Here is a 24,804-nt window from a genome sequence, read left to right as displayed (position 1 = left end):
CAGCATAAAAAGAGCCAAACATTGCTGGCTCTCATTTAACGTGTCAATTTCGATGAGGTTATTTTTTCTGTGCCTGCAGGATCACAAATTTACCGTTGGAGGCGACTGTGGTGCAGTTCTTAAATAAGCGCTGTAATTTTACATGGTAAGCCAGATGACGGTTACCGACGATATGTAAGATCCCCCCCTCTTTTAAGCGGCGGCGAGCGTCTAAAAACATCTGCCACGCGATATGATCGGTAATGGCTTCACCTTGATGAAACGGCGGATTACACAGTACTAGATCCGGTTGGACTTCTTCTGGCAGATGCGTCATGCAATCGTCCCAATAGAAGTGGCCTTTGTCTGTGGGTAATTGGTTGCGTGCCCAGTTTGCCTTGGTTGATGCGACTGCCATTTCAGAATCGTCGATAAAGTGAATGTCAGCCTCTGGGAATAACTGGGCGGTGCGTAACCCCAGCACGCCATTGCCACAGCCGAGATCAACAATCGACTTAAAATCCCCTTTGGGCAGATTCTCTAGCATGATGCGTGCGCCAATATCGAGTTTGTTGGCGGCAAACACATTACTTAAATTGCTTATCTCAAGTTGATATTCAGGTACGGCCCAAGTCACTTCTTTGGCTAATGGTCTTGGTTTGCCATCACTGACACAGGTGATCACTCGGGTGTTTTTCCACGCTAAGCTAGCGCTTGCGGGGCCTAAATGCTTAGCAAAGATGTCGAGTAAGGCGCCATTAATCGATTTGGATTTGGCGGCCACTAATACACGAGTGCCTGCGGGTAACACTTGCGACAAGCGCGTTAGCTGGTGGGCAAAGTAGCTTAAGTTCTTAGGCAACTTCATCAATACTAAGGCTAAGTTTTCTGGCAAGGTATCGCGGCTTGTAAACCATTGCAGATTATCCATTGGCAACTGATTGCGGCCATGGTTTTGTTCTGTGCCTAAAAAGCTGGTTCTGGCATCGGTTTCAACACACAGTGGCCAACTTGGATTCAATTTAGATAAACCGCAGCTTAAGGCGCCGAAACTGTCGTTGATAATGGCGGTTGGCACGGCGGCTTGCTCTGATTCAATAAGGCTTTTGAGTAAGTGTTCATCGGCGGCATCCCAAGCTTGAAGATTAGATTCCTGCTGAGCCGGATACCGTAAGAGTTCGAGTTCAACACCCGCTACTGAAAATTGTGTTGTCATGTGCCACACTGCGCCAATAAATTTAAGGCGCAGATTATCGCAGATTTCATGGCGCAGTGCGACGGCTCGCATGGAGGACGTCAATGCAGCAAGGTAAGTTAGGGTTTGATACAGAGGGTGAGGCTCAAATTAAACCGCCCATCACCTTAGTGCGGGGTTATCTTAATGCTGAGCAGCAAGCGACGCTAATGAAAGAAGCGCTGACCTATCCCTTAAGCCGCCCTGAAATCCAAGTCTTTGGTCAGTTTCACGCGATTCCCCGCCAGCAAGTATGGTTTGGCGATTTGGGCTGCGACTATTTATATTCAGGACTGTTTATTCGTGCCTTACCTTGGCCTAAATATGCTCACAAGTTGAGGGATAAGTTAGCGCGGGATTATGGTTTGGAGAGCAATGGGGTATTAGTGAATCGCTACGCCGATGGTAAAGATTGTATGGGCGCCCACAGTGATGATGAACCTGAAATAGCTCAAGGGAGTCATATTGCTTCTATTACCTTAGGCGCCACGCGGGATTTTGTGCTTAAGCATAAGCACAGTCAAACCAAGTACAGCATAAGTTTGCACAGTGGTGATCTACTGATCATGCACTGGCCTATGCAAAGTGATTGGTTACACAGCTTACCTAAACGTTTGAAAGTAAAAGAGCCGCGTTGGAACTATACCTTTAGACAACTCATCGTTAATTTCCATGGTTAATTGCCTCCCGCTAACTGCCTATGGTGAAGCACTGCGAAATATGGCTGGATATAAAGTGGTAGGGCATCAACAAATTGAAAGCGTGAATTTGATCTTTTCAATTTGAAGCAGTACTCTGCGGCAACTGGATTTTCCCATTCTGAGACTCGAATATGTCCAATACTCATGTGCAGGGCACTGTGGCTAACACTATTTCGCAGAAATTAACCGAATGCTTCTCGCCGACCCATTTAGAAGTGATTAACGAAAGTAATCGTCACCATGTACCACCGAATTCAGAAACCCACTTTAAAGTTGTGCTGGTAAGCGAGCAGTTTGATGGCTTACGTTTATTAGCCCGTCATCGATTGGTCAACACTCACTTAGCCCATGAGTTAGCCAATGGCGTGCATGCTTTGTCTATTCACACTTTCACTCAAAATGAGTGGGATGCGAATGCACAAGTACCTAATACGCCAAATTGTCGCGGTTAATTAATCGCTCAATAATACTGTTTAGCTTAGATTTCAAGGCCACTCTTCATAGAGTGGCTTTTTGTTTTAGGCCAACTTAAGACCGTTTTTGGATTTGCCGACCTTAGTTTCTAGTTTCCCTACCTTAGTTTCTGTGTTAACAATATGTTTTATTTTAAGAGGTTGGGCGATGTGATTGTCGATACCCATCCTGAGTGTATTTCCATGTCAGTTGGATCCATGCGCTCGTTTGACATCAGGGAGACTATTAAAAATGCGTAAGTTAGGGAGTTTGTTTATCTCAGTGCTGCTGATGGGACTGAGCGGTTGTAACCCCGTCTCCAGTGATGCGCAAAGCGTAGCCGCTTCCCATGCCGCAACTGATGTTCCCCATGCTTTACCTGTTATTGAATGGCGTCTTGCGACCTCTTGGCCGAAAAACTTCCCCGGTTTAGGCATGGCTCCTGAGCGTTTTGCGCATTTAGTCGATGAAATGTCTAACGGTCGGTTAAAGATTAGCGTTTATGGTGCGGGTGAGTTGATGCCCGCTTTTGCCGTATTTGATGGTGTGAGTCAGGGTAAAATTCAAATGGCCCACTCCGCTTCTTTCTACTGGAGAGGAAAAGCGCCCGCAGCGCAGTTTTTTTCATCGATCCCATTTGGTATGACCGCGCAGGAAATAAATGGCTGGCTTCACTATGGTGGTGGTATGGAGCTGTGGACTGAAGTGTATCAACCCTTTGGGATTATCCCCCTCGCGGGAGGCAATACAGGGATGCAGATGGGCGGCTGGTTTAATAAACCCATCAATACTATTGCGGATTTTAAGGGATTGAAGGTCCGCATGCCGGGCTTAGGTGGTGAAGTGTTGAAACGCGTTGGTGCTGTACCTGTAAACATGGCGGGGCGTGAACTTTATGGTGCATTGCAAACGGGGGCGATTGATGCCGCAGAGTGGGTAGGGCCAGTGAATGATCTTGCCTTCGGTTTACATAAAGTGGCTAAGTATTACTATTACCCTGGTTGGCATGAGCCTGGTTCAAATATGGAATTCTTGATTAATACCGCTGCCTTTGAGAGTTTACCTGAGGATTTACAGGCCATAGTCAGAGTTGCTGCGAGAGCCATTAATCAAGATATGCTCGATGAATACACGACCCGTAACGTGACCGCCCTTGAAATGTTAGTGAAGGACGAAGGTGTGGAACTTAAAGCGTTTCCACCGAACGTGTTGTTGGAGCTTGAGAAAATCTCCAAACAAGTGATTGAAGATCAAGCGAATCAAGATCCCTTAATGCGAAAGGTGTACGATGCTTATCACGCGTATGAGCAGGGTGTGCGCCAGTACCATAAAATATCTGAGGATACTTACAGTCAGCAGCGTCAACACTAAATGATGTTTTTTACTGCAAACTGTCACATTAGCATCTGATTTATATGAGATGATTTCATCTTAGATTATCTTGTTATCGGCGTAATTCATTTGGTGTTATGCTTGCAAGCCATAAATAGACAGTTACAGTGGCGTTGATGTCGCCCTGAGAATTTGGAGATCCCTATGCCATTACTTGATAGCTTTACCGTCGACCATACTCGGATGAATGCCCCTGCGGTTCGTATCGCTAAGCATATGAGCACGCCAAAGGGCGATGCCATTACTGTATTTGATTTACGTTTTTGCGCACCGAATAAAGAGATCCTCAGTGAGCGTGGTATTCATACTCTAGAGCATTTGTTCGCGGGTTTTATGCGTGACCATTTAAATGGCAGCGATGTTGAGATCATTGATATTTCGCCAATGGGATGTCGTACCGGTTTTTATATGAGTTTGATTGGTGAACCCACAGAGCGCCAAGTGGCCGATGCGTGGTTAGCCGCGATGGAAGATGTGCTTAAAGTGGTTGAGCAGTCTGAAATCCCTGAGCTGAACGAATACCAATGTGGTACGTATGAGATGCATTCATTAGAGCAAGCACAAGATATCGCCCGTAATATTATTGCTGCAGGCGTAAGTGTTAATCGTAATGACGATCTAAAATTAAGCGATGAAATTCTAGGTAATCTGTAATTGTTCGCACTCTTATAGTATGAGAGTGCTTCTTTAGTAAATTCAGTTTCCTGAAGTAAATAAGAGAAAGCGACGAGAGTCGCTTTTTTTTTCAAGTAAACTCAGCTATTTTACAAGTTAATAACAAAAACACCGTACGCTAACAAAGTTTTTGGGAGCTTGGTATGCCTAGTCGTTACTTCACTGTATCACTTTGTGCAATTTCTGTATCTCTTGCCTGTTCTAGCACAACGTTCGCCGATGATCTTCACAGTCAAATGCTTGAATTGAACAAGCTCAATGACACATTTCATTCAACGTCTAATCGTTTAGCGTTAGGTCAATTGACGGCTTTGACGGTTTTGCCTGCGGATCTGAGTGGAAATCCCGCGAGCATCAGCATGCGTAGCGCGACTCAAGGTATTGCGGTATTACAAGATAGAGTGTATTTCTCCCCTGCGCCGTATTCTGCACCGCAATTACAACTCTTACCTAATCTGCTGCAGCAGCAGAGTGTTACTGCCACCCCGATGGCAAATATGGCTGTCGGTGGGCAAGGTGCGTTTGGGGTGGTGAGTTATCAAACCTTACCTGTTGCTGAGCAGACCGAGAATAGTAAGGCGACTCTCGAGGGCAATACCGATTCAGACTACAGTGTCGATATGAATTGGGGAGTTAAGCAAAAAGAGTATGGCATGATACTCGCGGTTAATTATGCAGATAATAGCGGCGCCGATCACTTGCTCAATGGTCAAGACACAGACCATCAAACGACAGACATCTTATTTAAAATCAATGCTGCGAGTTTACTCGGTGCCAGAAGTCCACAGGTGACTGAGTTTACTTACCAGTTTCTCGATGATGATAGCTATCGCTCTCAACTTGGATTAACACAGGCCGATTGGCAACAAGATCCTATGAGTTTGTATTCGGCCACTGCGGCGGATAAACATCAGGGGCGACATCATAAGTACCAACTGTCTCACCAAGTTACGCTCAATAGTGGGCATAAGGTCACCACAGACTTTTACTACCAGTCCTATTCGCAGCAATTAAACCAACTCAATCAATTTGATGGGCAAATGTTCGATGCCCAGAGTCTTGCTGCATTGGCCGCATTTGAACGTCAGCCGACAGTCGATGGCGTCGAACTGGCTTCTTTACAACAAGACAATGATTTCAGCTCCTTTGGGGCACAAACTGAATCAGTGAATCAGTATGGTGCCCATCAAATTATCTATAGTGCCCGTTATCATACGGATAAAGCCGAGATGCACCTTGGCGATCAACAGAGTCTATGGCAGCAGGACTTGAGTTTAGTGAGTGATGCACAAAATGCGTTATTGGCCTATACCGACGATGCAACAGCATTTACTTCGGCAATCGATTCTTTGTTTAATTGGGACGAATTACAGATAAAGCTCGCGCTTGCCTATGAACAAGTGAGCGTCAATCGCAAGGTCGATTTAGCTTATGTAGGACTGGATGCGGCTGATTTCTCCGACAGCGATTGGATGCCACAACTCGGTGTTTTATATGATGCTGGAGATTGGCGCTTTAGTACGGATATTCGCCGCTCATGGACCGCCGCGAGTGCAGGTAATCTTGAGCAAGAGGCGCAAGTATCGCTGCAATATCAAGTCAGCGCCCAATATGCCAGTGAGCATTTTAGTGCTGACATCAAAACCTACGTTCAAGATTTTGATAACCTGCATGTCAATTGCGATGCGTATACCCAATGCGCCGACAGTCGTTTGTGGGTTCAAGGCAATGTCGTGGATGTACTGACCAAAGGAGTTGAGCTGAGTCTTGGCTACCAGTGGGATATCGGTAGTGTACAGTTACCATTAGTCTTAAATTATCAATATTCGAATTCTGAGTATCAAACCAATAGCTGTAACGAAATCCAAGGTTGCGTTGTGGCTGGTGATAGAGTGGCTTGGTTACCTGAGCAGCAATTGCATTTTAGTGCTGGAATGAAATATGCCGAATATGAATTGAATGCAAATGTCTTTTATCAATCCGAGCGGGAAATGGGCCAATTTGGCACTGAATTACAGCCTATCGCAGTACAATGGCGGGTAGATTTAGCGGCGAATTATCATTTTAACCGTCACCATGAGATTTATTTTAGAGTAGAAAATCTCTTAGATGAGTCATTAGTTACGACAGCATCAAATAGCGGAATTCGATCGGAAAATGGACGTATTAGCTATTTAGGTTATCAATGGCGCTTTTAAATTGAGTTTTATTTTGTTTGAATTTAAATCAATTGAAACAAATAAGATCGATTTCGGCTGCGTTTAGTGGACGTTTCGACTTTTTGCTAAATTAAATCTTTAATTATTAATGCTATAGTACCCAGTGGCCGTAATATTCTCTCTTTCTGATCAGTCACTAGGTCGGAAGGTGAACGCCGTAGCGCATGATTCTTTTCAATCCGTATTTTAGGTTTGAAATCACCTATAATTTTCGTGGCGATGCCAAGTCAATTGGGGTAAAATGCGCGCGACCAGCGTGATTGCGATCGCATTTCTGTGATAAATCTGCGCTAGCTCAATGCAGTAGGTTTTGTTTAAAACCTAAGTATTTAGCAGGAACGCGGCGCATTGTCTTTCCTTCAAACGTAGTGCTTGTGGATATGATTACAATTAAGAAAGGATTGGAACTGCCTATAGCAGGCGGACCAGAGCAAGTTATCCATAATGGCCCAGCCATTAAACATGTAGCTACTTTGGGTGAAGAGTATATTGGCTTACGTCCAACGATGAAGATCAAAGTGGGCGATAAAGTACAAAAAGGCCAAGTTCTTTTTGAAGATAAGAAGAATTTAGGCGTTAAATATACGGCTTTAGCCAGTGGTACTATATTAGACATTAACCGGGGCGCCCAGCGTGTTCTGCAGTCTGTTGTCATTGAAGTGGAAGGAAACGACAGCGTTGCCTTTGCTAAATATGATGCCACTGCACTCGATACGCTCGACTCGCAGTTAGTCCGTGACAATCTGATTGAATCAGGTTTATGGACTGCTTTGCGTACTCGTCCTTTTAGCAAAGTTCCTGCTGTAGACTCTTCTGCTGCTGGTATTTTTGTAACCGCAATAGATACTCAACCTCTTGCCGCTGATCCCGTTGTGGTGATCCGTGAGCATAAAGAAGATTTTGCTAATGGTCTTAAGGTCTTAGCAAGACTTACTGACGGTAAAGTTTACCTTTGTAAAGCGCCTGGCGCTGATATTCCTGCCGCAAACGCCCAAGTTGAAGAATTTGCCGGTGTGCACCCTGCAGGATTAGTCGGTACTCACATTCACTTCTTATTGTCTGCCTCTGCAAAACGTACCGTTTGGCATATTGGTTACCAAGATGTAATAGCAATTGGTCAGCTATTTACGACGGGTGAACTCAATACCGAACGTGTTATTGCAATCGCAGGCCCTAAAGCGGCTAAGCCAAGACTCGTACGCACTGTTGTGGGCGCGAGCATGACTGAATTAACCGCTGGTGAAGCCTTAGATGGCAATGTTCGTCTGATTTCAGGCTCTGTTCTGAATGGTCGTACAGCCGTTGGCCCACAAGGGTATTTAGGTCGTTACCATGTTCAAGTAAGTCTGTTAGAAGAAGGTACAGAGAAAGAATTTTTAGGCTGGGTATTACCAGGCTCAGACAAATATTCTATCACTCGTGCATTCTTAGGACATCTTGCTCCTTCTCGTCTGTTCAGCATGACGACCAGTACAGGTGGTTCAGACCGCGCTATGGTGCCAATTGGTAACTATGAGCGTGTAATGCCATTGGACATTCTTCCTACTATGTTGTTGCGTGACTTGATTTCAGGTGACTTTGACGGTGCTGCTACTTTAGGCGCGTTAGAGTTAGATGAAGAAGATCTCGCACTGTGTACGTTCGTATGTCCAGGCAAGTATGACTACGGTTCATATCTGCGTGACTGTCTAGATACGATCGAGAGGGAAGGCTAATGAGCTTGAAAGATTTTTTCGAACGTATTGAACCCGACTTTGAAAAAGGCGGTAAATACGAAAAGTTTTATGCCCTATTCGAAGCGGCATACACGATTTTTTATACCCCAGGTAAAGTGAACAAGGGCAAAACCCATGTTCGCGATAACCTCGACCTAAAACGTATGATGATTACGGTTTGGGCTTGTGCTTTCCCCGCGATGTTCGTGGGTATGTACAACGTAGGTTTACAAGCTCAATTAGCTTTAGTGGCTGGTTTTGCTACTCCTGACGTATGGCAAGTGAGCTTGTTCAGCATGTTCGGTACCGAACTGACGGCAAACTCTGGCTGGCCTGCGCTGATGTGGTATGGCGCCTGTTTCTTCCTACCTATCTACGCGGTGACCTTTGCCGTCGGTGGTATCTGGGAAGTGCTGTTTGCCTCTATCCGTGGTCATGAAGTCAACGAAGGTTTCTTCGTTACCTCTATCCTGTTTGCTTTAACGCTGCCAGCAACTATCCCATTATGGATGGTGGCGCTGGGTATCACCTTCGGTGTGGTCGTGGCGAAAGAAGTGTTCGGTGGTACAGGGCGTAACTTCTTAAACCCAGCACTAGCGGGTCGTGCCTTCTTGTTCTTCGCTTATCCGTTGAATATGTCAGGTGATACCTCATGGGTTGTGGCTGACGGTTACTCAGGTGCAACTGCACTGAGCCAAGCGGCGTCTGGCACTTTAGATTACGCAATTAACCAAAACTGGTGGGATGCGTTCTTCGGTTTCATTCCAGGTTCAGTGGGTGAAGTGTCTACATTAGCGATTCTGTTAGGTGGTTTGGTCATCATCTACACGCGTATCGCTTCATGGCGTATCGTTGGCGGTGTAATGGTGGGCATGATTGCCATTTCTACGCTGCTTAACGTTGTCGGTAGTGACACTAATCCAATGTTTGCAATGCCTTGGTACTGGCACTTAGTGTTAGGTGGTTTTGCGTTTGGCATGATGTTCATGGCGACAGACCCAGTGTCAGCGTCATTTACTAACCAAGCTAAATGGGCATACGGTATCTTGATCGGTGCAATGGCTGTGTTTATCCGCGTGATTAACCCTGCATTCCCTGAAGGCATGATGTTGGCAATTTTGTTTGCTAACTTGTTCGCGCCATTGTTCGACCACTTCGTGGTTCAGGCAAATATCAAGCGGAGGATTGCCCGTGGCTAGTAATAAAGATTCGTTCGGCAGAACCTTATTTATCGTCGTTGGCCTGTGTCTAATTTGTGCGATATTTGTGTCTACTGCAGCAGTGTTACTGAGACCGACTCAAGCAGAAAATAAACTGCTTGATAAGCAAAAGTATATTCTGGAAGCCGCTGGTCTTATCGATACTAAAGCTGGCAAAGTGACCAAAGCGCAAATTCTGGATACATACGGCAAACACATCGAAGCTAAACTGGTCGATTTGAAAACGGGTGCTTGGGTTGAGGGTGTTGATGCTGACACTTATGATCAACGTAAAGCGTCTCGTGATGTGAAAACCTCATTTGTACCTGAGAATGACATCGCTTCAGTGAAACGTGTTGCTGATAAGGCTGTAGTTTATCTTGTTCGTGACGGCCAAGGTAAATTAACCAGTGTCATTCTGCCAATCCATGGTTATGGCCTATGGTCTACTATGTATGCCTTCCTTGCTATGGATGCTGACCTAAACACAGTGCAAAGCTTAGTCTACTACGAGCACGGCGAAACGCCGGGCTTAGGTGGCGAAGTGCAAAATGCTCAGTGGAAAGCGAAATGGCATGGCAAAAAGTTATTTGATGAGCAAGGTAAACTCGCTATCAGCGTAACGAAAAACCCAACTGTTGCTAGCACTGAGTACGGTGTAGATGCATTATCTGGCGCAACCTTAACGAGTAACGGTGTACAACATTCACTGACATTCTGGTTGGGTAAAGAAGGTTTTGCGAGTTTCATTGAAAAAGCACGCAATGGAGGTCTCAACTAATGTCTGACGCTAAAGAACTGAAACAGGTTCTGACCGGACCTATAGTCAACAACAACCCGATTGCTTTACAAGTACTTGGTGTATGTAGTGCATTAGCGGTAACGAGCAAGCTCGAAACTGCATTGGTAATGGCGTTGGCGTTAACTGCGGTAACTGCGTTTTCGAACCTGTTTATCTCAATGATCCGTAATCATATTCCAAGCAGTGTGCGTATTATCGTACAGATGACCATTATTGCCTCTTTGGTAATCGTGGTTGACCAATTGTTGCAGGCTTATGCTTATCAGATCTCTAAGCAGCTGTCGGTATTCGTCGGTCTGATTATTACGAACTGTATCGTAATGGGTCGTGCCGAAGCCTACGCGATGAAAACACCGCCAATGATGAGCTTTATGGATGGTATCGGTAACGGTTTAGGTTACGGTGCGATTCTGTTAGCTGTTGGCTTCGTACGTGAACTGTTTGGTAACGGTTCTCTGTTCGGTGTTGAAATCCTGCACAAGATCTCTGATGGCGGCTGGTACCAACCAAACGGTCTGCTACTACTGCCTCCGAGTGCGTTCTTCCTGATCGGTGTTTTGATTTGGATTATTCGTACCTATAAGCCAGAGCAAGTTGAAGCAAAAGGGTAAGTGCGATGGAACATTATATTAGCCTGTTAATTCGCTCTGTTTTCATTGAAAACATGGCACTGGCCTTCTTCCTAGGTATGTGTACTTTCTTGGCTGTGTCTAAGAAAGTTACTACCGCCATGGGCCTAGGGATTGCGGTAGTTGTAGTGTTAACTATCTCTGTCCCAGCAAACCAAGTTATCTATCAAGGGCTGCTAGCTCCTGGTGCACTTGCTTGGGCTGGCGCACCTGAAGCTGACTTAAGCTTCTTGAAATTCATTACCTTTATCGGTGTGATTGCGGCTTTGGTTCAAATTCTGGAAATGGCACTGGACAAGTACTTTCCACCTTTGTACAACGCATTAGGTATTTTCTTACCTTTGATCACAGTGAACTGCGCGATTTTCGGTGCGGTATCATTCATGGTTGAGCGTGACTACAAGCTAGGCGAGAGTGTGGTGTTTGGTTTCGGCTCAGGAGTGGGTTGGGCATTAGCTATCGTATTGATGGCCGGTATCCGTGAGAAGCTGAAGTATGCCGACGTGCCTAACGGCCTACGTGGTTTAGGGATTACCTTTATCACCGCTGGTTTGATGGCCTTAGGTTTCATGTCGTTTTCAGGTGTGTCTCTGTAAGAGACACATAACGGCTTCTTGAATTGGACCTTCTAAGGATAAGTTAATGGATATTCTTGGTATTTTTAAATCTACTCCGCTCGAGGTTTACCTCGGTGTGAGTATGTTTACTGCTATCGTCCTCATCTTGGTATTAGTGATTTTATTCGCTAAGTCTAAGTTAGTGGCTAGTGGTGACATCACGATCGGCATTAATGACGATCCTGAAAAAGCGATTACAACCGGTGCGGGCGGTAAGTTGTTAGGCGTTTTGGCTAACAGCGGTATCTTCGTATCGAGTGCGTGTGGTGGCGGTGGCTCATGTGGCCAATGTCGCGTGGTGATTAAGTCTGGCGGCGGCGATATTCTGCCAACGGAACTTGACCACATCAGCAAAGGTGATGCCCGTAAAGGTTGTCGTCTTTCTTGTCAGGTTAACGTTAAGAACGATATGGAAATCGAGCTTGACGAAGAAATCTTCGGTATCAAGAAATGGGAATGTGAAGTTATCTCTAACGATAACAAAGCCACTTTCATTAAAGAACTGAAGCTGCAAATTCCTGATGGCGAGTCTGTACCATTCCGTGCTGGCGGTTATATTCAAATCGAAGCACCAGCTCATCATATTAAATATGCAGATTTTGATGTACCTGCACAATACCGTGGCGACTGGGAACACTTCGGTTTCTTCAATCTTGAATCTAAGGTTGATGAAGAAACTATCCGTGCATACTCAATGGCTAACTACCCAGAAGAGTTCGGCATTATTATGCTGAACGTGCGTATTGCTACGCCTCCACCACGTAACTTGACACTGCCTTGCGGTAAGATGTCATCTTACATTTGGAGCTTAAAAGCGGGTGATAAAGTCACTATATCTGGTCCATTCGGTGAATTCTTCGCGAAAGATACCGATGCAGAAATGGTGTTTATCGGCGGTGGTGCGGGTATGGCGCCAATGCGTTCACATATCTTCGACCAGCTGAAGCGTCTTCAGTCTAAACGTAAGATGAGCTTCTGGTACGGTGCACGTTCTAAGCGTGAAATGTTCTACGTAGAAGATTTCGACGGCCTAGCGGCTGAGAATGATAACTTCGTATGGCATGTGGCACTTTCAGATCCTCAACCAGAGGATAACTGGGATGGTTACACAGGTTTTATTCATAACGTATTGTATGAAAACTATCTGAAAAACCATGATGCTCCAGAAGATTGTGAGTTCTACATGTGTGGACCTCCAATGATGAACGCTGCCGTAATTGGTATGTTGAAAAATCTTGGTGTCGAAGACGAAAACATCCTGTTGGATGACTTCGGCGGCTAATGTTCATTAGTCCTAGATAGAAAAGTTGCAGATGTTGAGGATAATCTCTCATCTGCAACTTTTGCATTTAAGGGCCCAAATAAGAGTAGTAGGTCACTATGTTTCAGACCTTAAAGATCAATACCTCAGCGTTAAAGTATTCATTTAACTGGCTAGTCCTCGTGGGACTGGCCTTTTTTGTTTCAGCCTGTTCTAAGCAAAACGAAGTCATTTCGTTGGCCGGCAGCACTATGGGCACGACTTATCACATTAAAGTCGTCCCGAATGAGCAGATGCCGACGGCGCAGTTACTTCAAGCGGAAATTGATTTAGCCCTTGAGCTAGTCAATGACCAGATGTCGACCTATCGGCCTAATTCAGAATTATCCCGTTTCAACCAATTGCCATTGGAGCAAAGCGTTGAAGTCTCACCGGATACCATAAAAGTGGTGCAAGAGGGAATACGTTTATATCAAGTGACGGATAAGGCACTTGATATTACCTTAGGTCCTTTAGTTAATCTGTGGGGGTTTGGACCTGATAAGCGTCCAACTAAAGTTCCGACACAGGCTGATATTGATGCGGCTAAAGCCAAAACAGGGATTAGTGAACTTTCCATTGAAGGCAATCGTCTAAGTAAGCACAACACCCATTTATATGTAGATTTATCATCAATCGCGAAGGGATTTGGGGTTGATAAGATCGCTTCTATTCTTGATAAATACCATGCGACTGGGTATTTAGTTGAAATTGGTGGCGAACTGAGTATCAAAGGTGCCAAAGGTGATGGAAGCTCTTGGCGTGTTGCTATAGAGCAACCGACCAATGATGGCTCTGAAGCCGTACAGCAGGTTATTGCACCTGGTACTATGGCGATGGCGACCTCTGGTGATTATCGTAATTATTATGAAGAAGACGGCCAACGTTTTACGCATATAATTGATCCGCGTACTGGTTTGCCGATAAATCATAAGTTAGCATCCGTGACTGTATTGCATCAAAATTGTATGACGGCCGACGGTTTTGCGACTGCCATGATGGTTTTGGGCACAGAAGCATCATTGGAGCTTGCCAAGAAGGAACACTTGGCGATAATGCTAATCGAAAAGCAAGGCGACGGATTTAAGGTTTATTACAGCGACGCCTTCAAGCCTTTCCTTATTTAGTTTTTGGAGTAAACCATGACCTCTTTTATTGCGGCATTTGTGATCTTGTTAGTCTTCTTTTTGCTCATGTCGATTGGTTATCTCATCAAGCGCAAAGCCGTTGAAGGAAGTTGTGGCGGTTTAGGTGTTCTAGGGATTGAGAAAGCGTGTGATTGTGATGACCCTTGTGACAAACGTAAACGTCGTATGGCCGCTGAAGAAGCGCGTCGTGAAAAGTTAACGAAAGACCGCATTATCTAAATAGTCTTGATTCGATCATAGCCTCCGATTTAGGGGGCTATTTTTTTGCCTCGTATTTTCTTACACGGGTTAATCATTTGAGATTTATCCTTGGGATTAGAGTGGGATAGCAAGTTAATCTAAGCTGGAATGAGAATGCTTTTCATCATTAAGTGAGTGAAATATAAAGATAATTTGAGTTGGTCGATAAATTGTACTAGGCTAGAAGCTTGATTTAGATCAATCTTTTCACGCTTACCAAGGATAGTAACTTATGAAAGGTCATCCTAAAGTGGTTGGGCAACTGAATCGGGTGCTTACCTGTGAGTTGACCGCCATCAATCAATATTTCCTCCATGCCCGCATGTTTAAACATTGGGGCTTAGAGAAGTTAAACCACGTCGAATACAAAAAATCCATCCAAGATATGAAGCATGCCGATAAGCTCATCGAGCGAGTGCTGTTTTTGGAAGGTCTGCCGAATCTGCAACAACTCGAAAAACTTCGCATTGGTGAACATAGCCAAGAGATGCTCGACTGCGATCTGGCCATGGTGCAAGAGCAGCTTACATTGCTGCGTGATGCGATCAGCTTGTGTGAAGCCGAACAGGACTATGTGAGCCGCGATCTGCTGGAAGATATTCTCGAAGACGAAGAAGAGCACTTAGATTGGCTCGAGTCGCAGCAAGAGCTCATTACGCTAACCGGTATTCAAAATTATCTACAATCGCAAATTAGCGACCAATAGGAGCAAGATATGAAAGGCGATAAAGACGTTATCGATGCGTTAAATCGACTCCTAACGGGAGAACTCTCGGCAATGGATCAGTATTTTGTCCATGCCCATATGTATGAAGATTGGGGCCTGAATGAACTCTATGAGCGTATCGCCCATGAGTCAGATGATGAGAAAGCCCATGCAGCCAAATTAGTGCAGCGCATTTTATTCCTCGAAGGTACACCCAATGTTGCCGCCCGTGAGGCATTGAACATAGGTAAAGATGTAGAAGAGATGCTACGTAATGATCTCGCCTACGAATACAAGGTCGCGGACGATTTGCGCAAAGTGATTGCACTGTGTGAGCAGAAGCAAGATTACCAGACCCGCGAAATCCTTGAAGTATTACTCGACGATACAGAGTCTGACCATATGTATTGGCTCGAAAAACAACTTGGGCTTATCGACCGTGTTGGGCTGCAAAACTACCTGCAAACTAAGATGTGAGCTTTAGATTGTTAGGTTGAGTAAATACCTAGGCCATTGAGTGTAATGGCCTAGGAACTCAGTTATTAAGCATGTCTGTTGTTCCTCACACTTGTCTTGTTCTCTTTTTTAGCGCTAGGCCACATCTTATTGGCCCCAAATCTATCAGGAATACTTGATTACTGTTTTTATATACAGTATTTTGGCGTTGGAGGAATTCAACGTGCGAAAAATTATTCATATCGATATGGACTGCTATTTTGCGGCAGTGGAAATGCGCGACTTTCCCGAATACCGTGGCAAGCCTTTAGCCGTGGGCGGCAGTAGCGATCGTCGAGGTGTTATCAGCACTTGCAGTTACGAGGCACGTAAATTCGGTGTACGTTCAGCAATGGCAACGGCTTATGCCTTTAAGTTGTGCCCTGAGCTGATTTTAGTACCAGGCCGGATGCAGGTTTACAAAGAAGTGTCGCTACAAATTCGTGAAATATTTTCTCGCTATACCCAATTAATTGAGCCGCTTTCCTTAGATGAAGCTTATTTGGATGTGAGTGAGTGCCAGCAATATAAGGGCTCAGCGACCTTGATTGCCCAAGCGATTCGTCGCGATATCTTAGCCGAAACGGGTTTAACCGCATCGGCGGGTATCGCGCCAGTAAAATTTTTAGCTAAGGTCGCCTCGGATCTGAACAAGCCAAACGGCCAATATGTCATTACGCCAGAGACGCTTTCTGAGTTTGTTAAGACCTTATCGCTGCGTAAAATTCCCGGTGTTGGTAAAGTCACCGCAGAAAAGCTCTCTTCGCTCGGGCTCAATACCTGTGGTGATGTGCAAGCTTATTCTAAACCTGAGCTCTTAGCGCGATTCGGTAAGTTTGGTGGTGTGTTGATTGAGCGTTCCCAAGGCATAGATGAACGGGGTATTTCTGCCGACAGAGAGCGCAAGTCAGTGGGGGTTGAAACCACATTAGCAAAGGATATTTATAGCTTAGAGCATTGCCAGCAGGTGATGTCGAGTTTGATCCAAGAACTGTCGTTGCGTTTAAGTCGCAGTGCTAAGGAACGCAAAATACATAAACAGGTGGTCAAACTTAAGTTTAATGATTTCAAGCAGACTACAATTGAGCACCGCAGCGATGAAGTCTCGATTGTAATGTTTTATGAGCTACTCGCGCAGGCTATGGAAAGGCAAGAAGGCCGTGGCATTCGTCTATTGGGTATTTCGGTCGGCCTTACCGATTCTACTCTTGTCGTCGCCACAAGCTTAAACGGCCAGACTCAGCTGGATTTAGCACTCTAGCCGTTTATTGAGTCGATAAGCCGCAGACTCATGCCTGCATTGGCTCAATAAGCCTCGGGTGGATTCGCCAACATAAAATCAATTAACAGTCTGACCCGTAAGGGCAGGTTGTCTCGATCGCGATACATCAAGTAGGCGGTGCGCGGAATACCTTGCCACTCGGGCAGTATTTGAATGAGCTTGCCACTTCGTATCTGTTCACTCGCCATGCTGATGGGTATGAGTCCAATCCCAAGCCCCGCCACCACGGCCTGACAGGCAATCGCCATATCATCGACGGCTAGTTTGATATTACTCCTTGGTTCAAACTCGACATTTTGCCCTGTGCTATTGTGCTGTAAACGCCACGTTTTTGTGGGCTTGGCGATGATAACCGGATACTGATCCAGCTCTTCAATGGATTGCAGCGCATGCCACTGCGTTGCCGATGTGCTGGCGCAAAGTACAAAGCTAATTGTGGTAAGTGGTCTTGCAATCCAATCGGGATCTTTAGGTTCGCCCACTCGAAAGGCGATATCGATGGCGTTTTCACTGACATCGATATTCATGTTCGACAGACTTAAATCGATATCAATATTGGGATAATGCCGTTGGAAGGCGTTGAGTGATTCACCTAGCCAGCGATAGGTTGTATTGATGGGCGCCGAGATCCGCAATTTGCCAACCGCTTGATGTTTATCCGCATGCAACTCACCAGATACCTGGTTTAACTCGATAAACAGCGGGCCGCAGCGTTCGAGATACCGCTGACCTGTGGCGGTAAGGTTGACTTTATGGGCGTCTCTGTGCAGTAAACGCAGACCTAAGGATTGTTCTAACAGATTGATTCGACGGCTTAAGGTTGAAGGTGGAATGCCTAAGTGCTGCGCCGCGAGCTTAAAACTCCCTTGCTGTGCCACTACCCAAAATAAGCGCATATCGTCTAAGGAATAATTAAGTTTCATATTTGGAATTTAAGCTCTCAATCTTGAGTGTTTTAATAATATATGAAACTTATAAACTAAGCTCAATCCCAATTACCTCCCTAGAGTCCGATATGAAATCCCATACACCTTACATGACAATTGTTTGTCTACTGATTTGCGTTTTTAGCTGGGGCAGTGTGTTTCCGATTGCTAAGCGAGTGTTGGAGGAGATGTCAGGGGAATCTCTCGTATTCTGGCGTTTTACCATTGCGGCTGTGACTCTAGCGTTATATATCGTTTTTACTCGTCAGGCTTGGCCTAAATTGAGTTTGGCGCAATATATTGTCATAGCGTTAGTGGGGGTGATTGGTGTGGGCGGCTTAAATCTGGCGTTATTTAATGGCCTGCAGCATACCTCTGCTGCCAATGGTGCCTTGATTATGGCGCTCAGCCCGCTGGTGACTTCAATCGTCAATGCGCTATTACAGCGTGAATGGCTCAGCAGACAACAAGTGTTTAGCTTAGTGGGTGGATTGGCGGGCGTACTGCTAGTGATCACTAACGGCAGTGTGCAGCAGTTGCTCAATTTTAGTTTTAACCAAGGTGATGTGATGATTGCCGCCGGCATGTTGGCGTGGAGTGGTTATACCATTTGTTCGCAACGGGTCGGCCATTGGTTGCCTGTATTGCCATTTACCTTGCTGAGTATGATAGCTGCCAGTGTGTCTATGTCCGTGGTTGGACTTGGCCGAGGTGAGTTTCACCCTTGGCTGGAGTTGATGGAACTGTCGGCAACGGCTTTTTCTAGCGTGCTCTACATAGGTTTGTTCGCCACTGTGCTCGGTTATCTGTTTTGGATTAACGGTGTTAAGGCGCTTGGCCCCGCTAAGGCATCGATTTTTTTTAATCTCGTGCCCGTTTTTGCAGCATTAACGGCGTTAGCCATGGGGCAGGCGGTGACGGAAATTCAATTGGTAGGGATGCTGATAGTGATCCTTGCGTTGATGTTACCTATGTTAGTCAACTTACGCGCGGCAAGAGGCTTAGTGGTTAAGCGCTGCTAATCGGTGCTAGCTTTGCTGTTTAAATATAAGGGAGCACCTGAATTCAGATAATCACTGCGACAGGTTTATGCTCCCTTATTCGTTTGAGGGGACCTTTCAAACATCACTGATTTACAAAAGGTAACTTATATAAAAGCTTTCACTCTCAACAAATTACAGTTTAAAGCGGCTGACCAGCGCAGTGAGATTACTCGCCATTGACGAGAGTTGTACGCTTGCTGCGTAGATTTCATCAGTGGTTCGTAGACTCTCCTCCGACTGTTCGGCAATGTGTTGAATATTTTGATGACTCTCGTTGGCCATAGTGGTTTGCGCTTTAGCTGCTAGGGCGATTTGATTATTCATCTCACTAATTTGGCTGACCATTTCTGCAATATGCGCTAAGGCTTCACCGGCATTACTGGCGGCTTCTACGCTTGAGATAGCCTTTTCATTACCGATATTAATCGCTGCCACAGCGCTTTGAGTGCCATTTTGCACATTGGCGATCATTAATTTAATTTCTTCGGTGGATTGGTGAGTCTTAGAGGCAAGGGATCGCACTTCATCGGCAACCACTGCAAAGCCGCGTCCTTGTTCGCCCGCGCGCGCCGCTTCAATTGCGGCGTTAAGGGCTAATAGATTCGTCTGTTCGGCAATGGCTTGAATCACCTCGAGCACGCGGCCGATATGTTGGCCTTCCTGTTCGAGTTTATTGATCTGCATTTCTGCCGTGCCCACATCTCCCGCAAGTTCACGAATCACATTGATGGTTTTTTTCACTCTTGCCTGACCGTCGGCGGTAAATACGTCGGCTTGTTTAGCGGCATCGGCGGCATGACTGGCACTGACTGATACATCTTGCACTGATGCGGCAATATGATCGCTGGCATCGGCGATTCTGTGGGTTGCAGCTTGTTGATCCATCAAGGTATGTTTTGCTGATGCGCTGGTTTTGGCTAGACCTTCGGCAGCGGTGTTGAGCTCTGATGTAGATTGTTTAAATTGCGAGATAATGCCATGTAAGTTATCGAGAAAATGATTGAATGCCTTGGCAAGATCACCAAGCTCGTCCTTAGAGGTTAAGTGGACTCGTTCGGTCAAATCGCCATCACCATCGGTAATGTCGTGGATTTTTGCGAGTAAAACCGCCAGCGGTTTGCTGATGAGTTTAGGCAGTGCAACGATAAAGAGTATACAGATCAAGAGACTGATGGCTAAGGCAATTAACTGCATCTGTTGTCCATGATTGGCATCATCATCTACTTGGGCTATCGCTGCGGTAGTATTACTATTTAAATCATTGATTAAATGATTAATGTTCTGGTGTAGTTGCTCGAATTGCGTTGCTGCTTGACCGAAACTAAGATCAATCGCCGTCGTTCTACCGTTACGGCCATTTTGGGTGCGTTGATTACTGATTTCTGTGGTTGTAGCTCGCCAAGTATCGAAACTGTGATTCAATTCATTGAGCTTATCTTTAGCGAGGGGACTTGTGGTCACATCGGCAAACTTATCAATATGTTCTTTAACCAGAGAGATACTATTAGTGTGCTGCTTTAAAAGGTCGTTGTAAGAGTCTGTGCCCACGTTAACAAACATCAGGCTGCGCTCGGCCACTTGAGCTTGATAAAGCTCTTTATCGGCCTGTAGGAGTTCAGATTGGCTAGGTAAGTATTCAAGCGCGAGTGTATTCGCGCTGTGATTTAAGGCTTTGAGTCCTAAAATACCAGTTGAAGAGGCGAAGATGACTACGCCAGCGAGTAGCAGACTCGGATAAGTCAGTTTCTGATTAACGGATAGATCTTTATACCATTCCATAGTCACGCCCTCCTTGATTGATGCACTGAAAAGGTGAGAGCCGCAATAACCTCTGTGGTAAGAGGATGCAGCCCATCACTGGCGTTCTCTGGTAATTAGAGTCCAAATTGATCTAGGTTGATCCCAATCGTGATAGCGCCAATTGCAGCATCGCCATCCATCACTGGAATAGAAATTTGTACTAGATAGGCTTGGGAGCTCTCGTCAAACTTGACCGGACCTATGTGTTTATCGCCTTTGCCATTGGCGAAGGATTTTTGCCATTTATCCTCATCACCCTGCCAATAATCTGAAGTTTTACTGATCATGGCGACGTTCGCGCCTTGATTGTCCATGAGGAAAATTTCTTGGTAGTAAGGTTTGCTGGCTTCGAAGGTCGTGAGAAACTTGGCCGCTTCGTTGTTCATCAGGGATGACATAAAGTCATCAATACCTGCGGTGGCAATCCATTTTTCATCTAATGTTTTGATTGAATCTAAGCTTTTGCCTTGGGCATTTTGCGCTTTAACAGCATTCACCAGTACCACTTCTCTGCCTAATGGCATCAGTGAATCGGCTAGGTCTATAACGGCTTTGGGGACTTCTTCGGCGAAACTGAGGTTACTGCTGAGCAGTAGTGCAGCGGCTGACAAGATTTTACCAAATTTCATGCTCTCTATTCCTTAAGGTCACAGTATTGAAGGGGAAAGCGGTTATCTCTAAAAGCGCGATAAGCAAAAATACGTTAGGGTCAGACAGAACAACTATAGTAGAAAATTCAAGTTATTCAGTTCTTTCATAAAAATTTTATCGATGGCATTTCTACACAAATAGAATCCGCGGTAAAAAATAAGGCCACATCTGACTTGAGCAGATATGGCCTTGAATTGAGTGAGCTAGGGTAAGGTTAGAACATTAAGCCTTGACTGGAATGCGCTCGAGTACGGCTAATAATAATGTCCAATATTGGCCGACTGTGGTGATGTTTACCATTTCGTCTGGACCGTGTGGATAGCGAATGGTGGGGCCAATCGAGACCATGTCCATGTCTGGATAGGGTTTCTTGAATAGACCACACTCGAGACCCGCATGGATCACCATGATTACTGGCTCTTTGTGGTAAATATCTTGATAGGTTTCGCGCACTATCGCCATTACAGGTGAGCTGTTATCTGGCTTCCAGCCTGGGTAAGCACCGCTTAAATCGATATCGGCTCCGGCTAAGTTGGTCAGCGCAGTTAACATGCCTTCGACTTGAGTACGGCCAGAATCGATCAGCGAGCGGATAAGGCACAGGATAGTGACTTCTTCATCGTTAGTGCTGATAACGCCAACGTTGAGCGAGGTTTCAGTCACACCTTCGACTTCATCACTCATGCGGATCACGCCGTTCGGGCACACATGCAGCAAATCGATCAGGGTATTTTGGCTGTTTTCGCTCATCACACGTTTTGGTGTTGGGATAGTGTTTAACACTAAACGCATATCGGGATCGGCAATGGCGAGTTCGGTGCGGATAAGCGCTTCAAACTCAGCGACTTTTTCGTTTAAGGCGCTGACGTTTTCTTCTGGCAACATAAAGCTGATGTTGGCTTCCCGTGGAATCGCATTACGCAGTGAACCGCCGCTAAATTGGGTCAACTCCAACGCTAAATCATCTGCGTTTTCAAAGAGGAAACGCGCCAATAGCTTGTTGGCATTGCCACGACCTAAGTGAATGTTCACCCCAGAGTGACCCCCTTTTAAGCCAGATAAGTGCAGGCTAAAGGCTGAGTAACTTTGCTCAGAGGCTTGCCACACCATAGGCAGGGTGATTTGAGCATCGACACCGCCGGCGCAGCCCATGTAGATTTCACCTTCTTGCTCTGAGTCAGTATTGATCAGAATGTCTGCGTCTAACATGCCAGCCTGTAAACCGAAGGCGCCTGTCATGCCCGCTTCTTCATCTATCGTCAGCAGCACTTCTAATGGGCCGTGCTTGATATCATCAGAGCCTAAAATGGCTAAAGCCGATGCCATGCCAATACCGTTATCTGAACCTAAGGTTGTACCCTTGGCTTTAACCCAATCGCCATCGACATAAGCTTCGATAGGATCTTTAGTAAAATCATGCACTTTATCGGCATTTTTTTGTGGCACCATATCGATATGGGCTTGAATAACCACGATTTTACGATCTTCCATACCCGGCGTCGCAGGCTTACGGATGATCACGTTGCCAACGGCATCCTCAACGACGGCAAGTTGTTTGCTTTTAGCCCACGCTTGAATGTGCTGGCTTAAGGCTTGCTCATGCTTAGATGGATGGGGAATCGCGCAAATTTGTTCGAACCATTGCCATAATGGCTGCGGGTATAACTGACTTAAGGCTGTCACTTGAGTGTCCCTCATAAGGTCTTGTGAGTATAGGGCAAATTTGTGGCCATTCTACCACATTCTGTGCAGCCAAATAATCTCAGCGTCACAGGCTTTTGGTGAGCTGGCAGCCAAAGTTTCCAGTTCGATTTTTTCTGGGAGTGTCGGTACCACTTTTAGATTGGTAATTAAGCGATAGAGCGGGAATAATGCAGGCACAATAATGAAAAAGGATGGGTCATGTTTCAAGTTAACTTCGTTGATGTAAAAGCAGAAAATGCCATTTTTGATGGTGAAGGCTGGGATGCGGTTGTGGTGGTGACGCCCGATCTGGATTCTATCGGTTTTGATGAGATAGGTTTATTGGCTCAGCACGGTGCCCACGTGGATAAGCGCGTGGGTAAGAGCCCGATATTACTGTTTGCCCCAGGGCTTGCGGGAGGGCGTTTGATCATTGCCCCTGTCACCCAAGTGAATGACGAGTATGTGGACGTGCGAGTCTATGCCAATGCTGCAAGGGCGGCGATTGCCATTGCAAAAGACGCAGGTGCAAAACGTCCATTGTTATATGTAGTGCCATCGAAGGACTCACGTTTTAGTTTTGCCTCTGAAGTCGCAGCATTAGCCTGCGGTCAAGAACTGTGGCAAACCTTAGAGCTGCGTGAAGCGACTGGCTTAACGCCTGCATTTGAGGCCATAGGGTTATTATCTTCATCAACCCATAACAGCAATTTGCTCAATGCCTTAGAAGCGGGCCGCGTATTAGCGCGGGATTTGTGTGGTACTGAACCTGAGCGCATGTCGGCTAAAGCCTTTGCGGACTATTGTTTGCAATCCTTAGCGGGCAGCGTGATCAAAACCGCAGTGGTAGAAGACAGAGATATTTTAGAGCGTGATTATCCGCTACTCAGCGCCGTGGCGCGTTCTTCTTTTGCTGTCGGTCGTCATCAGCCTCGCGTGGTGAAACTAGAGTATCTGCCAGAGGGTCAAGTGACTCGCACTTTCCTGTTTGCGGGTAAGGGCGTGATTTACGATACCGGCGGCGCCGATCTGAAAGTCGGCGGCGCTATGGCGGGTATGAGTCGTGATAAAGGCGGCGCTTCTGCCGTGGCGGGTTTATTTAAAACTCTGTCAATGCTCAAGCCTAAAGGTATTCGAGTGATTGCCGAGTTAGGTTTAGTGCGTAACAGCATAGGCAGCGAAGCCTTCGTGACCGATGAAATTATTACGAGCCATGCGGGTGTGCGAGTGCGGATTGGTAATACGGATGCCGAAGGGCGCTTAGTGCTGGCGGATTTACTGAGCCATTTACGTATCAAAGCCGTGTCGGCGGTGAAGCCTGAGATGTTTTCGGTAGCAACACTCACAGGTCATGTCGTGCGTTGTTATGGCAGCTATCCCGCGGCGGTGGAAAACTCTGTGGCGAGTTCACAGCAATGCGCTGTCACTTTACAGCAGCAGGCGACTCAATGGGGTGAGCCCTTTGAAGTGTCTACATTACGCCCTGAAGACTTCGCTAAGATCCGCGATGTGTCAGGCGCTGCTGAAATATTATCTTCCAATAATGCGCCATCATCGATTACCGCCCGTGGACATCAGTATCCCGCGGCATTTTTACTGAAAGCGTCGGGGCTATTTGATCATGGGGTTAATGCCCCTATTCCCTTGGCTTACACACACTTAGATATTGCAGGAAGTGCAACAGAAGGTGATCCGCTCTACGGCAAACCCACAGCGAGTCCGCTGGTGGGCTTGTATCAATATCTGATCAATCGCTAACGATTTGTGGTAACAAATAGAAATAATTCTGTAATATCTTATTTATTAGATATTTACAGGGTTATTTCTGTTTTTCTGTGAAACAGATCGCCATTAACCTCACTATAATTGTGTAATTTAATTACATTAAAAAGCCTTAATCAAAAAAAATACAAAT

General features: G+C 45.8%; 23 protein-coding genes. 18 read left to right on the top strand and 5 right to left on the bottom strand.

The window, feature by feature from the left end; all coding sequences use genetic code 11:
* Positions 1–58: 58 nt before the first annotated feature.
* Positions 59–1,195, bottom strand: coding sequence for a methyltransferase (locus tag L5M51_RS09265; RefSeq protein WP_263172576.1), 1,137 nt, complete (start codon positions 1,193–1,195; stop codon positions 59–61).
* Between the two features lie 83 nt (positions 1,196–1,278).
* On the opposite strand from L5M51_RS09265, the gene L5M51_RS09260 reads away from it, so the two are divergent.
* The 16 genes from L5M51_RS09260 to dinB all read left to right on the top strand — a co-directional run bounded on the left by L5M51_RS09260 (position 1,279) and on the right by dinB (position 16,765).
* Positions 1,279–1,893: an alpha-ketoglutarate-dependent dioxygenase AlkB family protein gene (locus L5M51_RS09260; RefSeq protein ID WP_263172427.1), complete on the top strand. Its 615-nt coding sequence runs from the start codon at positions 1,279–1,281 to the stop codon at positions 1,891–1,893.
* 152 nt (positions 1,894–2,045) lie between these two features.
* Positions 2,046–2,366: a BolA family protein gene (locus L5M51_RS09255; protein WP_028761572.1), complete on the top strand. Its 321-nt coding sequence runs from the start codon at positions 2,046–2,048 to the stop codon at positions 2,364–2,366.
* A 253-nt stretch (positions 2,367–2,619) separates the two neighbouring features.
* Positions 2,620–3,738: a TRAP transporter substrate-binding protein gene (locus L5M51_RS09250; protein WP_263172426.1), complete on the top strand. Its 1,119-nt coding sequence runs from the start codon at positions 2,620–2,622 to the stop codon at positions 3,736–3,738.
* Between the two features lie 165 nt (positions 3,739–3,903).
* Positions 3,904–4,413, top strand: coding sequence for an S-ribosylhomocysteine lyase (gene luxS / locus L5M51_RS09245; protein ID WP_028761570.1), 510 nt, complete (start codon positions 3,904–3,906; stop codon positions 4,411–4,413).
* Between the two features lie 164 nt (positions 4,414–4,577).
* Entirely contained in the window at positions 4,578–6,632 is a 2,055-nt protein-coding gene (locus L5M51_RS09240; protein WP_263172425.1) for a TonB-dependent receptor domain-containing protein, read from the top strand.
* A gap of 401 nt (positions 6,633–7,033) precedes the next feature.
* Positions 7,034–8,368: a Na(+)-translocating NADH-quinone reductase subunit A gene (locus L5M51_RS09235; protein ID WP_028761568.1), complete on the top strand. Its 1,335-nt coding sequence runs from the start codon at positions 7,034–7,036 to the stop codon at positions 8,366–8,368.
* Positions 8,368–9,567 (top strand): NADH:ubiquinone reductase (Na(+)-transporting) subunit B, encoded by a 1,200-nt coding sequence (locus L5M51_RS09230; RefSeq protein ID WP_105250021.1) that lies wholly within the window; start codon positions 8,368–8,370, stop codon positions 9,565–9,567. Before L5M51_RS09235 ends, L5M51_RS09230 begins: the two co-directional genes overlap by 1 nt.
* On the top strand, positions 9,560–10,348 hold the full coding sequence (locus L5M51_RS09225; RefSeq protein ID WP_028761566.1) for a Na(+)-translocating NADH-quinone reductase subunit C: 789 nt from the start codon (positions 9,560–9,562) through the stop codon (positions 10,346–10,348). Before L5M51_RS09230 ends, L5M51_RS09225 begins: the two co-directional genes overlap by 8 nt.
* Positions 10,348–10,980: an NADH:ubiquinone reductase (Na(+)-transporting) subunit D gene (locus tag L5M51_RS09220; RefSeq protein ID WP_006080467.1), complete on the top strand. Its 633-nt coding sequence runs from the start codon at positions 10,348–10,350 to the stop codon at positions 10,978–10,980. Before L5M51_RS09225 ends, L5M51_RS09220 begins: the two co-directional genes overlap by 1 nt.
* Positions 10,981–10,985: 5 nt before the next feature.
* Complete coding sequence (gene nqrE / locus L5M51_RS09215; protein ID WP_006080469.1) at positions 10,986–11,594, top strand: NADH:ubiquinone reductase (Na(+)-transporting) subunit E; 609 nt, start codon at positions 10,986–10,988, stop codon at positions 11,592–11,594.
* Between the two features lie 46 nt (positions 11,595–11,640).
* Positions 11,641–12,897: an NADH:ubiquinone reductase (Na(+)-transporting) subunit F gene (gene nqrF, locus L5M51_RS09210; RefSeq protein WP_028761565.1), complete on the top strand. Its 1,257-nt coding sequence runs from the start codon at positions 11,641–11,643 to the stop codon at positions 12,895–12,897.
* A 98-nt stretch (positions 12,898–12,995) separates the two neighbouring features.
* Positions 12,996–14,042, top strand: a complete 1,047-nt coding sequence (locus tag L5M51_RS09205; protein ID WP_105250020.1) for an FAD:protein FMN transferase — start codon at positions 12,996–12,998, stop codon at positions 14,040–14,042.
* Between the two features lie 15 nt (positions 14,043–14,057).
* Positions 14,058–14,282 (top strand): (Na+)-NQR maturation NqrM, encoded by a 225-nt coding sequence (gene nqrM, locus L5M51_RS09200; protein ID WP_105250019.1) that lies wholly within the window; start codon positions 14,058–14,060, stop codon positions 14,280–14,282.
* Positions 14,283–14,535: 253 nt separating this feature from the next.
* Positions 14,536–15,009 (top strand): bacterioferritin, encoded by a 474-nt coding sequence (gene bfr / locus L5M51_RS09195; RefSeq protein ID WP_006080475.1) that lies wholly within the window; start codon positions 14,536–14,538, stop codon positions 15,007–15,009.
* A gap of 9 nt (positions 15,010–15,018) precedes the next feature.
* Positions 15,019–15,486, top strand: a complete 468-nt coding sequence (bfr, locus tag L5M51_RS09190; protein WP_011918791.1) for a bacterioferritin — start codon at positions 15,019–15,021, stop codon at positions 15,484–15,486.
* 202 nt (positions 15,487–15,688) lie between these two features.
* Positions 15,689–16,765: a DNA polymerase IV gene (gene dinB / locus L5M51_RS09185; RefSeq protein ID WP_263172423.1), complete on the top strand. Its 1,077-nt coding sequence runs from the start codon at positions 15,689–15,691 to the stop codon at positions 16,763–16,765.
* A 44-nt stretch (positions 16,766–16,809) separates the two neighbouring features.
* On the opposite strand, the gene L5M51_RS09180 is transcribed toward dinB, so the two are convergent.
* Positions 16,810–17,709 carry a LysR family transcriptional regulator gene (locus L5M51_RS09180; RefSeq protein ID WP_263172422.1) on the bottom strand — a complete coding sequence of 300 codons (900 nt, stop codon included), beginning with the start codon at positions 17,707–17,709 and terminating at the stop codon, positions 16,810–16,812.
* Positions 17,710–17,801: 92 nt separating this feature from the next.
* Here L5M51_RS09180 and L5M51_RS09175 point away from each other — a divergent pair, with 92 nt between their 5' ends.
* Complete coding sequence (locus tag L5M51_RS09175) at positions 17,802–18,734, top strand: DMT family transporter (protein WP_263172420.1); 933 nt, start codon at positions 17,802–17,804, stop codon at positions 18,732–18,734.
* A gap of 153 nt (positions 18,735–18,887) precedes the next feature.
* Here the strand turns inward: L5M51_RS09175 and L5M51_RS09170 are convergent, their stop codons facing one another.
* From L5M51_RS09170 to L5M51_RS09160, 3 genes are all read right to left on the bottom strand, one after another.
* Entirely contained in the window at positions 18,888–20,534 is a 1,647-nt protein-coding gene (locus tag L5M51_RS09170; RefSeq protein ID WP_263172419.1) for a methyl-accepting chemotaxis protein, read from the bottom strand.
* 95 nt (positions 20,535–20,629) lie between these two features.
* Positions 20,630–21,184, bottom strand: a complete 555-nt coding sequence (locus tag L5M51_RS09165; RefSeq protein WP_028761558.1) for a cache domain-containing protein — start codon at positions 21,182–21,184, stop codon at positions 20,630–20,632.
* Positions 21,185–21,428: 244 nt separating this feature from the next.
* Positions 21,429–22,889, bottom strand: a complete 1,461-nt coding sequence (locus L5M51_RS09160) for an aminoacyl-histidine dipeptidase (RefSeq protein WP_131523865.1) — start codon at positions 22,887–22,889, stop codon at positions 21,429–21,431.
* A 219-nt stretch (positions 22,890–23,108) separates the two neighbouring features.
* Here L5M51_RS09160 and L5M51_RS09155 point away from each other — a divergent pair, with 219 nt between their 5' ends.
* Complete coding sequence (locus L5M51_RS09155; protein ID WP_263141643.1) at positions 23,109–24,647, top strand: leucyl aminopeptidase family protein; 1,539 nt, start codon at positions 23,109–23,111, stop codon at positions 24,645–24,647.
* Positions 24,648–24,804 lie beyond the last annotated feature (157 nt).

The sequence above is a fragment of the Shewanella sp. SM73 genome (genome assembly GCF_025653795.1).
GTDB lineage: Bacteria > Pseudomonadota > Gammaproteobacteria > Enterobacterales > Shewanellaceae > Shewanella > Shewanella oncorhynchi.
Note: the sequence above shows the minus strand (reverse complement) of the source record. Positions and strands in the feature narration are given on the sequence as shown.

Excerpts from the sequence above, each read along its gene's own strand:
- L5M51_RS09265 (WP_263172576.1), bottom strand. The coding sequence starts at position 1,195 with ATGACAACACAATTTTCAGTAGCGGGTGTTGAACTCGAACTCTTACGG.
- L5M51_RS09260 (WP_263172427.1), top strand. The coding sequence starts at position 1,279 with ATGCAGCAAGGTAAGTTAGGGTTTGATACAGAGGGTGAGGCTCAAATT.
- L5M51_RS09255 (WP_028761572.1), top strand. The coding sequence starts at position 2,046 with ATGTCCAATACTCATGTGCAGGGCACTGTGGCTAACACTATTTCGCAG.
- L5M51_RS09250 (WP_263172426.1), top strand. The coding sequence starts at position 2,620 with ATGCGTAAGTTAGGGAGTTTGTTTATCTCAGTGCTGCTGATGGGACTG.
- luxS (WP_028761570.1), top strand. The coding sequence starts at position 3,904 with ATGCCATTACTTGATAGCTTTACCGTCGACCATACTCGGATGAATGCC.
- L5M51_RS09240 (WP_263172425.1), top strand. The coding sequence starts at position 4,578 with ATGCCTAGTCGTTACTTCACTGTATCACTTTGTGCAATTTCTGTATCT.
- L5M51_RS09235 (WP_028761568.1), top strand. The coding sequence starts at position 7,034 with ATGATTACAATTAAGAAAGGATTGGAACTGCCTATAGCAGGCGGACCA.
- L5M51_RS09230 (WP_105250021.1), top strand. The coding sequence starts at position 8,368 with ATGAGCTTGAAAGATTTTTTCGAACGTATTGAACCCGACTTTGAAAAA.
- L5M51_RS09220 (WP_006080467.1), top strand. The coding sequence starts at position 10,348 with ATGTCTGACGCTAAAGAACTGAAACAGGTTCTGACCGGACCTATAGTC.
- nqrE (WP_006080469.1), top strand. The coding sequence starts at position 10,986 with ATGGAACATTATATTAGCCTGTTAATTCGCTCTGTTTTCATTGAAAAC.
- nqrF (WP_028761565.1), top strand. The coding sequence starts at position 11,641 with ATGGATATTCTTGGTATTTTTAAATCTACTCCGCTCGAGGTTTACCTC.
- L5M51_RS09205 (WP_105250020.1), top strand. The coding sequence starts at position 12,996 with ATGTTTCAGACCTTAAAGATCAATACCTCAGCGTTAAAGTATTCATTT.
- nqrM (WP_105250019.1), top strand. The coding sequence starts at position 14,058 with ATGACCTCTTTTATTGCGGCATTTGTGATCTTGTTAGTCTTCTTTTTG.
- bfr (WP_006080475.1), top strand. The coding sequence starts at position 14,536 with ATGAAAGGTCATCCTAAAGTGGTTGGGCAACTGAATCGGGTGCTTACC.
- bfr (WP_011918791.1), top strand. The coding sequence starts at position 15,019 with ATGAAAGGCGATAAAGACGTTATCGATGCGTTAAATCGACTCCTAACG.
- L5M51_RS09180 (WP_263172422.1), bottom strand. The coding sequence starts at position 17,709 with ATGAAACTTAATTATTCCTTAGACGATATGCGCTTATTTTGGGTAGTG.
- L5M51_RS09175 (WP_263172420.1), top strand. The coding sequence starts at position 17,802 with ATGAAATCCCATACACCTTACATGACAATTGTTTGTCTACTGATTTGC.
- L5M51_RS09170 (WP_263172419.1), bottom strand. The coding sequence starts at position 20,534 with ATGGAATGGTATAAAGATCTATCCGTTAATCAGAAACTGACTTATCCG.
- L5M51_RS09165 (WP_028761558.1), bottom strand. The coding sequence starts at position 21,184 with ATGAAATTTGGTAAAATCTTGTCAGCCGCTGCACTACTGCTCAGCAGT.
- L5M51_RS09155 (WP_263141643.1), top strand. The coding sequence starts at position 23,109 with ATGTTTCAAGTTAACTTCGTTGATGTAAAAGCAGAAAATGCCATTTTT.